Origin of the sequence: Mesorhizobium sp. M7A.F.Ca.US.014.04.1.1 (assembly GCF_003998745.1) — a bacterium.
In the GTDB taxonomy this organism is placed as follows: Bacteria; Pseudomonadota; Alphaproteobacteria; order Rhizobiales; family Rhizobiaceae; genus Mesorhizobium; species Mesorhizobium ciceri.
The window spans coordinates 1-1,515 of the sequence record NZ_RZRW01000929.1; the positions used below are offsets into that span (position 1 = coordinate 1).

Annotated in this window: 1 protein-coding gene; it reads right to left on the reverse strand. The window is 61.5% G+C overall.

Annotation, left to right across the window (positions count from 1 at the left end; translation table 11 throughout):
• Positions 1 to 306: 306 nt before the first annotated feature.
• On the reverse strand, positions 307 to 1,515 hold a 1,209-nt coding region (locus EOA22_RS33205), incomplete at its 5' end, for an adenylate cyclase (RefSeq protein ID WP_127390587.1).

The window sequence follows — 1,515 nt, forward strand, 5'->3', positions numbered from 1 at the left end:
CTCGATGCGAGCGACCTGGCGCCAGGCACAATCCCATTGTCCTTCCTCACCCTCGCAGCGGTTGCCGGCTGGCGGCAGCAATGCGCCTGATCTCGGAGTTCGGCAAACTTTACCTTCGCCCGAAAGCGGACGGTCTGCCAAAGGTAACATGACTGCGTTGCTGGACGACGGGCCTGATCCAGCAATGACCCCGTATGTCAGGTTCCAACAGTATGGGAGGTTGTCCTGTCGACTATCATTGCCGTCGTCCTTCTTACTGCTCACATGCACGCAACTGCGGCGATGAGTTGTCGGACCGGCTGGATCCTATAAAAAGCCGGCCTTTCTGAAGCCGGAGAGGAAGTGTTCGAAGGAAGATGGGTCTGCGAAGGGAAGGTGGGCAAGGTAGCCAAGCGAGAGGTCCGGTTGCAGCCTCAGTGTGGCTTCGACTGCGACATGCGCGTTTTCCATCTCGCCTAGATGGGCGTAGGCCGCCGCGAGAAAGGCATGGATGAAGAACTGGTCGCCGGCCTTCCGATAAGCGTCGATGGCGTCGGCGTATCGGCCGAGCAGGAAGAGCGCGCTTCCCTTCACCTCCCAGAACCAGACCGGGGGCAACGGGTCGAGCAGTATGGCCCTTTCGAGGACCGCCAAGGACTGCTGAGGCTGGCCGCCGTAGTTGAGCCAGCTTGCATAGTCTCCGGCAATGTTGACGTCGTGCGGATTGAGCGTACGGGCCTGCTGGAAATGCAGTCCGGCATCCCCATGCTGGCGCATATGTACAAGCACGAGACCCATGCTCTGGTTGCAGATGCCGTCATTCCGGTCGAGCAGGAGCGCTGTGCGCGCAGACCGCAAGGCACTTTGCAGCGTACGAGGATCGCGGTCGTACCAGAATCGCGCAACCAGGCACTGCGCTAGATAGGCATGCCCTTGAGCAAAAGTCGGATCGAGTTCGGCGCTCCGGGTAAACATGGATTCGCCCTTGTCCATTTCATACTGATGGTAGTGCGCGCGACCCTGCAAGTAGTAGTCGTAGGCGGCCCAATCGGCCGGCGGCGTTCGCCGCGAGCGGCTAGTCGCATCTGCCTCGGCGGCGCCTTGGACGGTTGAAGCCACGAGGGCCGCCACCTCCTCCTGAACCGAAAAGATGTCCTCAAGCGCCCTGTCGTAGCGTTGAGCCCACAAATGGAAGCCGCTGGCGCCGTCGATCAGCTGCGCCGTGATCCGGATACGGCTCCCGAGCCGTCGCACGCTGCCCTCGACGAGGTAGCGCGCGCCGAGTTGCCGGTGGACTTCCGCGCCCTCCGGCGCTGGCCCACGAAACTGAAAAGATGAATTACGCGCGATCACCACGAGCGACCGGTAACGCGCCAGTTCAGTGATGATATCTTCGGTGATGCCGTCGCTCAGATAATGCTGGTCCTGATCGCCGCTCAAATTGGCGAAGGGCAGCACGGCAATGGTGGGTTTGCCGGACGGCGCGATTGGTCGCTGCACTGAACCTTCCACGCGCTCGACAGGCGCGGTGAAGCG